Here is an 11,617-nt window from a genome sequence, read left to right as displayed (position 1 = left end):
CTCAGCGCGTCCGGGAGGACGGTGCTCTTCGTCTCTCATCAGATGCACGCCGTCTCGCGGCTGTGCGACCGGACGCTCTGGCTCGACAAAGGCGGGATCGTCGACGAGGGCGGCAGTGCCGAGGTCGTCGCGCGCTACCTCCAGGCCGGTTTCGGGACGGGCTCCAGTCGGTTCTGGCCTGACCTCGCCGACGCGCCCGGGAGCGGTCACGTCCGTCTCCGCTCCGTGCGCGTGCTGCAGGACGGCGAGGAGGCTCCCGCCGTCGACGTCCGTCGCCCGGTGGGGATCGAGATCGGCTTCGCCGTCCTCGACGACGGTGAGCCGGTGGTTCCGAAGATCAAGCTCGTCGACGGCCGCGGGGACGTGGCCTTCAACGCGATGGACACGAGCCCGCGCTGGCACGAGCGGACGTCTCCGGGCGACTACGTCTCGACGGCGTGGATCCCCGGGAATCTCCTCAACGAGGGGCTCGCCAGCGTCCAAGTGGCGCTCGTGTCGCTCGGAGCACCGAAACTCGTGCCATGGGCAGCTCTCAACGACGCGGTCTCCTTCCACGTCCAAGACCACGGTGAGGGCGACTCCGCCAGGGGCATCTTCACGGGCCAGTGGCAGGGCGTCGTCCGCCCGTTGCTGGAGTGGACGACCGAGGAGCGCTGACGTGCAACTCGTCGGCAGCGTCCTCGTCCGCAACGAGGACGCCTTCGTCGAGCAGGCGATCAGGAACGCCGCTGCGGTCTGCGACCGCATCCACGTCGTCGACCAGGAGTCGTCGGATCGCACCGGCGAGATCCTCCACGCGCTCGCCCGCGAGCTGGGGATCGTCGACGTCGTGCGCTCGCCGGACGCCGGCGACTCGCACCGGGCGCTCGAGCAGTACGCGGGCACCGGGACATGGGTGCTCGGCATCGACGGTGACGAGCTCTACGACCCCACGGGCCTCGCGCGACTGCGCGCGGAGCTCGATGCCGGCACGCACACCGACGTCTTCCGCCTCAAGGGGCACGTCCTGAACTGCGACGAGCTCGACATCGACGCGGGCTCGGCGTCGGGCTACATGGCACCGCCCTCGCGTCCTGTGACGAAGCTGTTCAACATGGCGGCCCTCGAGTCGTGGGCCGGGTGCCTCGAGCGGCTCCATGGCGGTGATCCCGTGTTCCGACCGGGCTACGACTGGGAGTCGATGAGATACCTCTCCGACGCGGCCGGCTGGGAGGACGACCCGTTGCGACTGCTCCATGTGTGCTTCCTGCAGCGTTCGAGCGTCGAGCCTCATCAGCCGGGCCGTGGACGGCCCAGCCTCTGGGAGACCGGGGAGTTCCGCCGTGGCCTGCGCGGGCGCCTCACGAAGCTTCGCTACCTGCGCCACGTCGACCCGCGCATCAGGGAGTACAACCGCGTCGGTCGGAACTGGAAGGACGAGTGGTACCGGCGCGGCCCGAGAGTCACGGTCGACGCCTCGCCGTTCGTCGCCGCTCCGGCGTCGTGATCAGCGTCGTCGTCAGCACGTACGCCTACCCGCGGGCGTTGGATGCGGTGCTCGGAGCCCTCTGCGCGCAGTCGGAGAGCGCCTTCGAGGTGATCGTCAGCGAAGACGGGCGGAACCGTGAGACGGCGGACGTCGTCACCGCGTGGCGGTCACGATTCGGCGACCGTCTCACTCACCTGTGCCAGGACGACGTCGGCTTCCGCGTGGCACGGGCTCGAAATCGCGCTGCGCGCGTGTCTCGCGGTTCGCACCTCGCGTTCCTCGACGGCGACTGCGTGCCCCGGCGGCACTTCGTCCGGGCGCTACGCCGAGATGCTCGCTCGGGCTGGTTCGGGGCCACCTATCGGTACGAGCTGTCGGAGGACATCACCGCGGAGGTGCTCCGGCGCGGCGAGCGGGTACATCGGTGGGGGATGCTCGCCTACGTACGGAACAGGAGACGGATACGTGGCTATCCGCAATGGCTCACCGTGCGTGACCGGCGTCGCGTCGGAACCACGCGCGGGGAGGACTTCGTCCCGCCGTACGAGAACTACGGCTTCCTCGTGGTCGGCCGGACGGACTTCGAGGCCGTGAACGGGTACGACATGCGCTACGAGGGCTGGGGTGGAGAGGACGTCGACCTCGCATATCGACTCCGACACCTCGGGGTTCGCTGTGGCTGGCCGGGGCCCGACACAACGCTGTTCCACCTCTGGCACCCGTCCCGCAAGGACACCGAGCGGCGGTATCTGACGCTCCTGCGGGCATGTCAGGCCGAGCGTCGCGTCGAGGCGCCCGTCGGGCTCCGAGAGCTCGACGCCGAGGAGCGCGCCGCGGTGACGCCCGGCCGAAAGCGCTAGCGTCGGCGTCGTGGACCGGTCGACCCACGACGTGCGGGTGCTGTTCCTCTACCGGGACTCCCCGTTGCGGCGCGAGGCGCTCGCCGAGCCTCCGGGGGCGCCCGCCCGCTACAGCCTGTTCGGCCTCGACGAGCTCCGCGCCGACGGGCTGGACGCGCATCACAACCTTGCCCCGGGCCTCGCTCCCTCCGGACGCGCTCGACGGGCGGCACGTGGGCTCAACCGACTCCTCGAGCGCGCGGGCGGCTACGGCGGCGACTTCGCGTCGGTGCTCGCCTGCCGCCCCGAGATCGCCGCCGCGGACGTCGTCGTGTCCAGCGTCGACACGCTCGGCCTCCCGCTCGCGCTGCTCCGGCGTGCTCGTGCCGTTTCCCGCACGCCGGTGGTCTACGTGAGCGTCGGCCTCCTCGACCGCGTCGCGCGTCTCCGTGGCGACCGCATGCGGCGCGCGTACCTCGAGGCGATCGGCGCCGTCGACGCGGTCGTCGCCTACGGGCACGGCGAGGCCGACGCGCTCCGAGAGTGGCTCGCCCCGCTCCCCGCTCCGCCGCGGGTCGTCTTCCTGCCGTTCGGGGTCGACACCGACGCGTTCGCCCCGCTCGACGTCGAGCCGGACGTGGACGTCGTCTCGATCGGCGCCGACCCGCACCGCGACTACGCGGCTCTCGCGCGCCTGGCCCGGGCGACGCCCGACCTCTCGTACCGTGCCGTCGCGGCCCCGGAGCAGGCGCACGTCCTCGGTGCGATCGCGAACCTCGAGCTCGAGACGGCGCTGCCGTTCGCCGTGGTTCCCGACCGTCTCGCCCGCGGACGGGTCGTCGTGCTGCCCGTGCGCGAGAACGCGTACTCCGGGGCGACGACGACGCTGCTCCAGGCGATGGCGATGGCGAGGCCGGTCGTCGTCAGCCGCACGTCGGCGATCGCCGACGGCTACGGGCTCGTCGACGGGGAGCACTGCCGGCTCGTCCCTTCGGGCGACGACGCGGCGCTGCGGCACGCCGTCGAGGAGCTCCTCGCCGACGCGGACGCGGCAACGGCCCTCGGCGCTCGAGCCCGCGAGCACGTTTCCGCCGCCCTCGGCTGGGCGCGGTACGTCGACGGCCTGCGCAGCGTGATCGACGGCGTGACTGCTAGGTGACGGCGAAGCGCTGCACCGCGTCGAGCTCCTCGAGCGCTCCGACGTAGCGGTAGCTGCGCTCCGCGAGCGACGCGAGCGACGCGGGGGAGGAGTACGTCCACGTCGCGAGCACGCGCGGGTCGCTCGTCGAGAGGCCGCCGCGGTGGAACCCGCTCGTGTTGCAGAAGACGAGCGTCCCGGCCGGCCCGGTGAAGGTCTCGACCGACGAGCCCGGGACGCGGGCGGCGAGCTCGTCGTCGCCGGGGTAGTTCTGGCCGAGCGGCCGCCACGGCCACTCCTTCGCGTACGGGCCATCGCCCGCGCTGCCAGGGACGTACTGGAACGGCCCCATCTCCTCGTCGACGTCGACGAGGTACAGGAACGCCTTCAGCAGGTGGCGGTCGTTGTAGTCGCGATGCCAGCGTTGCGAGGAGACACGCTCCGCGTCCGTCGGCTGCGGCACGGAGTACCAGAGGTCGAGGTACTCGAGCTTCGACCAGAGGCGCAGGTACGCGTTCGCGATGTCGAGCATCCGTCGCGACAGGCCCACCCGGAACCACGGGTCGTCGAGCGAGACGTCGACCCCGTAGCTGTACCGGCGCACGACGAACTCCTTGCCGGCCCGCCGCCGCAGCGCGCCCTCGCCGCCCGCCGCCTCGGCGGCGAGCCCCTGCGCGGTGTCCTCGACGAAGCGTCCCGCCTCGGTCGAGAGCTCCTCCCACGTCGCGGGCTCGGTGAAGAGCTTCGTGAACGGGAGCACCGTGAAGCCGCTCGCGTCGACGGCGTCCACGATGCGGCGCTGGACGTCGTCGAGGGCAGGCGTCTCCTTCCGGTAGCGGTCGCGGCTCTGCCGGTTCGACCCGACGCGGTCGTGGATCGCATACGTCGCGCGGATGCCGCCTCGCTCGAGCGCCGCGCCCACCCGGGGGATCCGGCGGAGGCGTGTCGGGTGCCGGTAGTGCACGCCTGCAGGCTACATCGTCGCCGGGCCGGTGACGCGTCGGCTACGGTCCGACGTCGTGAAGGCCAGCACCGTCGCCCGGGCGCCGCTGATCGTCGGGCGCCGCGCGTCCGCGGCGGCGTCTCGCCGCGTGCGCACACAGGTGGACTGGGTGACGACCCGCCGCGGACGTGCGGACGTCGCCGTCTTCCACGAGCTCGTGCCGCCGCCCACGGGGGGAGGACACCAGTTCATCCGGGCGCTGGTGGGCGAGCTCGGGCGTCGTGGCGTCGAGGTCGAGCTGAACCGGATCTCCGGGGAGACGCCCGCGTGCCTCTTCAACTCGTTCAACTTCGACATCGCACGCCTCCGTCGCTTCGCGCGGGCGGACTGCCGGATGGTGCACCGTGTCGACGGGCCGATCGGCTCGTACCGCGGTCACGACGACGGCACGGACCGGCGCGTGGCGGCGATCAACGCGGAGCTCGCGGACGTCACCGTGCTCCAGTCGCGCTACAGCCTGGAGCGCCACCTCGAGCTCGGCTACGAGCTCCGTGAACCGGTCGTGATCCGGAACGCGCCGGACCCGTCGCTGTTCTTCCCGCCGGAGGAACGCGAGCCGCTCGACGGCCGACCGCTCCGCGTGATCGCGACGAGCTGGTCCGACAACCCCCGCAAGGGGTTCGACGCCCTCCTCCGGGTCGACGAGGCCCTCGACCCCGAGCGGCTCCAGGTCACCTTCGTCGGCCGGTCGCCCGTGCGCTTCGAGCGGATCGCGATGATCCCGGCGGTCGCGTCGACCGACGTCGCGGACCTGCTCCGCCGTCACGACGCCTACCTGGCGGCGAGCCGGGACGACCCGTGCTCGAACGCCCTCCTCGAGGCGCTCGCGTGCGGGCTGCCCGCGCTGTACCGCCGCAGCGGCGGCCATCCCGAGCTCGTCGGCGACGCCGGCGTCCCCTTCGACGATGTCGACGAGCTGCCCGAGGCGCTCGAGCGGCTCGCGGCCGGCCTCGACGCATTCCGTGCCTCGATCCGCGTGCCCGCGCTCGCCGACGTGACGGACAGCTACCTCGGGGTGCTGCAGCCGTGAGCGCCGCGACGACGATGCGCCGCGTGGTCGCGCCGGCGGGCCGGGTGGCGATGCGCGCCGCGGTCGGCGTCCGCACCCGGGGCTGGGTGCCCGGAACGCGCCTCTTCGTCGTCGGCGACGGCAGCGGGTGGTCGCTCGACGAGGACGCCAGGATCCTCGAGGCCCGGGCGCGTCGGCTCGGGATCGCGACGGCGCCGTCGGCGTGGGCGCGCTTCGCCGACCGGCAGGCCGTGTTCCACACGAGCCACTTCACCGCGGTCCACCCGCGGTGGCTGGAGACATCGAACACGGTCGGCACGTCGTGGTTCCATGGTCGTCCCGGGACGCCGGGCTACCCGGAGTTCGACGCCGCGTTCGCCGCGCTCCGCCGTCACGCCGACCGCTTCGTGCGCGTCCAGGTCACGCACGCCGAGATGGAGGAGCTCGTGCTCGCGCACGGCGTCGCGCGCGAGCGCGTGTTCCGGATCCCGATCGGGATCGACCTCGAGCACTTCCCGCTCGGGGAGCCCGCCGACCGGGCGGCGTCCCGCTCCGCGCTCGGCCTCGCGCAGTCCGCGTTCGTCGTCGGCTCGTTCCAGAAGGACGGCGTGGGGTGGGGCGAGGGGCTCGAGCCGAAGCTGGTGAAGGGCCCCGACGTGCTCGTCGCGGCACTCGAGGCGCTCCATGGTGAGGTGCCCGAGCTGTGCGTGCTGCTCACCGGCCCCGCCCGCGGGTACGTGAAGCGCGAGCTCGCCGATCGTCGCATCCCGTTCCGGCACGTCGTCGCCTCGAGCCGGACCGAGCTCGCCCGCGCGTACCGGGCGCTCGACGCCTACGTCGTCCCCTCGCGGCAGGAGGGCGGGCCGAAGGCGGCACTCGAGGCGATGGCGTCGGGCGTCCCCCTCGTGTCGACCCGTGTCGGGCAGGCGCAGGAGCTCCTCGACGACGGCGTGAACGGCCTCCTCGTGGACGTCGAGGACGCGGAGGCCCTGGCCGGATCCGTGGCCCGCGTGCACGACGACGGCGCTCTCGTCGAGCACCTGCGCGCAGCCGGGCGGTCGACGGCAGTGCAGTACGCCCTCGACCGGCTCGACGGGCGCTGGGCGGAGCTGCTCGACGGGCTCGTCGTCCGGGCGGGAGCCGACGGTGCGCGTTGACCGTGCGCGCGTCGGGCGCTACGCCCGCGCCGGCGGGCGCTGGGCCCGGCTGCTGTCGCCGTCCACGGTCGACCCGGGCCTCCGCGTGTCCTACGGCCACGATCGGGTCCCCGGCTCCGACGAGCCCGCACGCGGCGGCACCGCGAAGTTCCAGCGGCTGACACGGCGCTTCCCGAACCACCCCGGGGACTTCACGCTCCTCTACCTCGGGTCGAGCTGGCTCCCGCGCGACCTGCGAGCGCTCCTGTGGGCTGCCCGCCGCCGGCAGGCACCCGTCGTCGTCAACCAGAACGGCGTGGGCTACCCCGCGTGGGCCGGTGCGCGCACGGCGTCGGTCAACGAGCCGCTGCGGCGTGCGCTCCAGGCCGCGGACCACGTCCTCTACCAGTCCGCCTTCGCCAAGGAGGGCGCCGACCTCTTCCTCGGCCCCCCGTCCGGGACATGGGAGCTGCTGCCGAACGCGGTCGACCTCGACCGGTTCGCGCCCGCGGCGGCGACGCCCGCGGACGGCCCGGTGCTGCTGCTCGGCGGCGACCAGCACCAGGCGCCCGACCGGGTCGCGCTCGCGCTGCGGGTGCTGGCGGTCGTGCGCGCGGCCCACCCCGACGCACGGCTCGTGGTGAGCGGCCGTGTGGACGACGACCCGACGGCGGCGGCACGCGGCCTCGGCGTCGCCGATGCCGTCGAGCTCACCGGGCGCTACCGGCAGGACGATGCTCCCTCGCTCATGCGCCGGGCCCACGTGCTGCTCCACACGCAGATGAACGACTGCTGTCCCAGCGTCGTGCTCGAGGCGATGGCGTGCGGCGTCCCGGTCGTGCACGCGGCGAGCGGCGGCACGGTCGAGCTCGTCGGGGACGTCGCCGGTATCGGCGTCCCACACGACGGAGACTGGCAGCGGCTCGCCGCACCGTCCCCCGAGGGGCTCGCGGACGCCGTCGAGCGTGTGCTCGCCGACCACGCGCGGTACCGCGAGGCCGCTCGCGCCCGCGCCGTCGCCCGCTACGGGCTCGGGCCATGGCTCGACCGCCACGCGGCGCTCTTCGCCGAGCTGCTCGCGCGACCGTCGTCGCGATCGTCCTAGGCCTCGGCCGTCGCCTCGACCCAGATCTCGCCCCAGCGCAGGATCGGCTCCCCCATCCGCCACCCGGCCGCATCCAGCTCCTCGCGCAGCAGGTCCGGCGTGTACTCGAGCTCGTGCGTCGGGTCGGAGAAGTACGGGAGGCCGAGCTCCCGTCGCAGCGGCACGCCCCATTCGCGGTCGACGTGAGGGACACGGATCAGCACGCGCCGTGCGCCGGCGCGCTCCCGCAGCGCCCGGAGGAGCTCGATGCGCGGCGCGATGTGCTCGAGCACGTTCGAGAGCACGGCGACGTCGATCGGCCCGTCCGGAACGTAGTCGAGCGCGTTGGCCTGCAGGTACGTGACCCGCGGGTGGGCGAACCGTCGCCGTGCGACGTCGAGCGACCACGGGCTCGTGTCGATGCCGATCACCTCGGCGCCCGAGCGAACGGCGATGTCGTGGGCGACGCTGCCGATCCCGCACCCCACGTCGAGCACGCGCTCGCCGGCACCGATGCGGTCGACGAAGAAGTCGTGGTAGCCCGTGAGGTGGTGCTTCGGGTGCACGCCGCCGCCGTAGTCGAGCGCGCCTCGATCGAGCGCGGCGGCGACGTCGTCGCTCGCGCCGAAGAGCTCGGTCAGCGCCTTCCGCCGATCGGGCTGGGCCCGGATCGTGGCGAGCCAGAGCCGGAACAGCTGACGCCACGGCCGGTACGGGAAGACGACGCGCAGCGGGCGCAGGGGGACGCGGCGTCCGATGCCGCGGACGACGCGGCCCAGAGTCCACGGGGGGCGCCCGGCGGTCACGACGCTGCCCCCGGGGTGCGATAGCCGCGCACCCGTCCCCCCAGGGCCGTGAGGTGGGCGCGCGCCCCGTCGACGTCGCCGCGGACGAGCGATGCCGCCGCTCCGCCGACCGGGCGCACGAGCATCCGCGTGAGCGTGCGCGGCCCGTAGCGGTGGCGTCGCAGCAGGTGGCCGACCGTGACGCCGGCGCGCAGGGCCGCCGCCCGCGCCTCGTCGGGCGTCCGCTCGGGCGACGGGTGGAGCACGACGAGGTCGGGGTCGTACTCGAGCGCCGCGCCGAGGTCGAGGGCCCGGATCAGCCAGTCGACCTCCTCCCCCTGCAGCCCGCTGCCGGAGCCGAGCCCGAGGCCCTCGTCGAACCCGCCGACGCGCTCGACGAGCGACCGGCGCACGTAGAGCGACGCGGAGTTCCCACGCGTCCACACGTTCGCGCGGTCGAGGCGTCCCCCCTCGGTCGCGAACCGGCGGGTCGCCGGTCTCCCCTCCGGATCGGCGGTACGACCGAGGAGGCCGTCGAGCCCGGGGTCGGTTGCCAGCCGCTCGCAGACCTCGGCGAGCAGCCGTGGCGGGTACGAGCAGTCGTCGTCCGGGAAGGCGACGACGTCGCCCTCGAGATGAGGGAGCGCCCAGTTGCGGGCCCTGCTCAACCCCCTGCCCGGCGGCTGCAGCCGCGTGACGTCGAGCGTGGCATGGCCGGCGAGCACCGGCCGGAGGCGGTCGTCGCCGTTCTGGTCGACGACCAGCACCCGGACGGCGACGTCGCCCTGCTCCTCGACCGATGCGAGCAGCCGGTCGAGCTCCTCGGTGCGGTCGACGGTCGCGACGACGAGGTCGACGGACAGAGGCCGGCTCACGCGCGAGAGGCTATCGTCAGATGCCGCTCCCCGACCGGCCGTGAAGCGCGCACCGATCCCGCACGTCACCTTCCTGGTCGCCGCCCACGATGCGGCGGCGACGCTCCGCGCTGCGGTCGCGAGCGTGCTCGGCCAGTCCGTCCGCGAGCTCGAGCTCGTCGTGGTCGACGACGGCTCCGGCGACGCGACGCCCGACCTGCTCGCGCGCGTCGACGACCCACGTCTCGTCGTGCTCCGCAACGGCGAGCGCCTCGGGCTCGCCGCGTCGCTCAACCGGGGACTCGATGCGGCACGCGGCCGCTGGGTGGCGCGCCTCGACGCCGACGACATTGCGCTCCCCGAGCGCGTCGAGGCGCAGCTGGCACGGCTCTCCGGCGCCGACCCGCCCGCACTCCTCGGGAGCGCCGTGCTCGAGTTCGGCGACGACGGCCGCATCGGCTCGCTGCACGAGCCGCCCGTCGGCCCGGCCGCCGTGCGCTGGCGGGCCCTGTTCGGGGCCCCGGTCTTCCACCCGACCGTGATCGTCGACCGCGAGCTGCTCGACCGGCACGGCCTGCGCTACGACACCGCGTACGGCGAGAGCGAGGACTACGACCTCTGGACGCGGCTGCTCGCGGTCGCGGAGGGCGACAACCTCCGCGCCCCCCTCGTGCTGCGGCGTATCCACGCCGGGCAGGCGTCGAGGCGCCGGAGCGAGCTGCAGCGGTCGCTGCAGCTTCGGGTCGCGCTGCGCGAGATCGAGCGTGTCGCGCCCGACCTGGCGCGAGCGGACGCGGAGCTGGCATGGCGGGTCGGGGCGGGCCTCGAGGTCTCGGCGGATGCGGTCGAGGCCGCCGCGGAGGCGCTCCTGCGCCTGTACCGGCGCTTCGCGGGCACGACCGGCGACCACACGGGGAGCGGCGCCCGGGGCGACGCCGCACGTTCGCTCGCTCGGCTCGGTGCCCGGGCGGGAGGCTCGACCGGGACGCTTGTCGTGCGACGCGCGGTCGAGCTCGACCCGGCGTTCCCCGCCGAGGTCGCCGTCGCGCGTGCGCGGCGCGCCGCGACCCGACGGCGGCTCCGCCCACGGGCCGAGCGGCTGCTCGTCGATCTCGAGGCACCCGCCGACGGTGCCGGCGGCCCTGTGCGCGTGGTGGTCGTCTCCCCCGAGCCGACGCCCTACCGGTCACCGCTCCTCGACCGCGTGGGAGAGCGCCCCGAGGTCGAGCTCACGGTCGTCTACGCCGGGCGCACGGTCGCCGGCCGCACCTGGGAGGTCGAGCCCGGACATCACGCGGTGTTCCTCGACGGCCTGCGTGTTCCGGGCGTCCGCAGGCTCCTGCGCCACGACTACCCGGTCACGCCCGGCGTCTTCGGCGTCCTCGCCCGGCTCCGACCCGACGTCGTCGTCGTCAACGGCTGGAGCACGTTCGCCGCCCAGGCGGCGATCGTGTGGGCCCGGCGCCACCGGGCCCCGTACCTGCTCCTGGTCTCGAGCCACGACGCGGTCGACCGTCCGACGTGGCGGCGCGCCGTGCGCAGGCCGATCGTCCCTCCCGTCGTGCGCGGGGCATGGGGCGGGTTCGCCCTCGGCACGCTCTCTCGCGCGTCGCTCGTCGCGAACGGGCTCCCGCCGCAGCGGGTGCGCCTCTTCGCGAACACCGTCGACGTCGCAGCGGTCGGCGAGCAGGCCGACGCGCTCGCGCCGCGCCGAGAGGAGCTTCGGGGCGCCCTCGGCCTCGGCGCCGACGACGTGGCGGTGCTCGCCGCCGGGCGCCTCGTGCCCGAGAAGGCCCACGACCACCTGATTCGGGCCGTCGCCGACAGCGACGATCGTCGCCTCGCGCTCGTGATCGCCGGCGAGGGCCCCGAGCGGGAGGCGCTCGCGGAGCTCGCGGCCCGTCTCGACGTCCGTCTCACGCTCACCGGCGACCTGCCGTGGGAGCGGCTCCTCGAGGCCTACGTGGCCGCGGACGTGTTCGCGCTGCTCTCGACCTGGGAGCCGTGGGCGGTCGTCGTCAACGAGGCCGCCGCGTGCGGGCTGCCGCTCGTCCTCTCCGAGGGCGTCGGGGCTGCCGCCGACCTCCTGCGGGACGGCGAGAACGGATCCCTCGTCGGCAGCGGTGACGTCCGTGCCGCCGCCGCAGCGCTGCGACGCCTGGCCGAGGACGCGGAGCTGCGGCGGCGCCAGGGCGCGCGGTCGCGGGAGCTCGTCGCCGGCTGGGGATACGAGCCGAGCGTCGAGTCGTTCGTGACCACCGTGCTCGAGGCCGCCGGTCGCCCGACGAGCCGCTAGCCTCC

General features: G+C 74.1%; 10 protein-coding genes and 1 pseudogene. 8 read left to right on the top strand and 3 right to left on the bottom strand.

The annotated features are described in order from the left end of the window. The 4 genes and pseudogenes from AC162C_RS00430 to AC162C_RS00415 form a co-directional block, all read left to right on the top strand. Window positions 1-657, top strand: a pseudogene (locus AC162C_RS00430) (ABC transporter ATP-binding protein); the annotation flags it as partial. Between the two features lies 1 nt (window position 658). Continuing rightward, entirely contained in the window at window positions 659-1,486 is an 828-nt protein-coding gene (locus AC162C_RS00425) for a glycosyltransferase family 2 protein (RefSeq protein WP_484095829.1), read from the top strand. Further along, window positions 1,483-2,328, top strand: a complete 846-nt coding sequence (locus AC162C_RS00420; protein WP_484095828.1) for a glycosyltransferase — start codon at window positions 1,483-1,485, stop codon at window positions 2,326-2,328. The genes AC162C_RS00425 and AC162C_RS00420 overlap by 4 nt, the downstream gene beginning before the upstream one ends. A 10-nt stretch (window positions 2,329-2,338) precedes the next feature. Continuing rightward, a complete protein-coding gene (locus AC162C_RS00415) occupies window positions 2,339-3,466 on the top strand; it encodes a glycosyltransferase (RefSeq protein WP_484095827.1) in 1,128 nt (375 codons plus the stop codon). Here AC162C_RS00415 and AC162C_RS00410 read toward each other — a convergent pair. Beyond that, window positions 3,459-4,409, bottom strand: a complete 951-nt coding sequence (locus AC162C_RS00410; protein WP_484095826.1) for a phytanoyl-CoA dioxygenase family protein — start codon at window positions 4,407-4,409, stop codon at window positions 3,459-3,461. The genes AC162C_RS00415 and AC162C_RS00410 overlap by 8 nt on opposite strands. Before the next feature lie 55 nt (window positions 4,410-4,464). On the opposite strand from AC162C_RS00410, the gene AC162C_RS00405 reads away from it, so the two are divergent. Genes AC162C_RS00405 through AC162C_RS00395 form a run of 3 tightly spaced genes read left to right on the top strand, consistent with a single transcriptional unit; the run spans window position 4,465 to window position 7,698 of the window. Continuing rightward, window positions 4,465-5,478: a glycosyltransferase family 4 protein gene (locus AC162C_RS00405; protein WP_484095825.1), complete on the top strand. Its 1,014-nt coding sequence runs from the start codon at window positions 4,465-4,467 to the stop codon at window positions 5,476-5,478. A gap of 23 nt (window positions 5,479-5,501) precedes the next feature. Beyond that, window positions 5,502-6,614, top strand: a complete 1,113-nt coding sequence (locus AC162C_RS00400; RefSeq protein WP_484095824.1) for a glycosyltransferase — start codon at window positions 5,502-5,504, stop codon at window positions 6,612-6,614. Continuing rightward, complete coding sequence (locus tag AC162C_RS00395) at window positions 6,604-7,698, top strand: glycosyltransferase family 4 protein (protein ID WP_484095823.1); 1,095 nt, start codon at window positions 6,604-6,606, stop codon at window positions 7,696-7,698. Before AC162C_RS00400 ends, AC162C_RS00395 begins: the two co-directional genes overlap by 11 nt. On the opposite strand, the gene AC162C_RS00390 is transcribed toward AC162C_RS00395, so the two are convergent. Then, window positions 7,695-8,483, bottom strand: coding sequence for a class I SAM-dependent methyltransferase (locus tag AC162C_RS00390; RefSeq protein WP_484095822.1), 789 nt, complete (start codon window positions 8,481-8,483; stop codon window positions 7,695-7,697). The genes AC162C_RS00395 and AC162C_RS00390 overlap by 4 nt on opposite strands. After that, on the bottom strand, window positions 8,480-9,337 hold the full coding sequence (locus AC162C_RS00385) for a glycosyltransferase family 2 protein (RefSeq protein WP_484095821.1): 858 nt from the start codon (window positions 9,335-9,337) through the stop codon (window positions 8,480-8,482). Before AC162C_RS00385 ends, AC162C_RS00390 begins: the two co-directional genes overlap by 4 nt. A gap of 40 nt (window positions 9,338-9,377) precedes the next feature. Between AC162C_RS00385 and AC162C_RS00380 the strand changes: the two genes are divergently transcribed. Continuing rightward, a complete protein-coding gene (locus AC162C_RS00380) occupies window positions 9,378-11,612 on the top strand; it encodes a glycosyltransferase (protein ID WP_484095820.1) in 2,235 nt (744 codons plus the stop codon). The last annotated feature ends 5 nt before the right edge of the window (window positions 11,613-11,617 follow it).

Source organism: Gaiella sp., from assembly GCF_057140465.1.
This window is presented reverse-complemented; position numbering and strand designations above follow the sequence as displayed.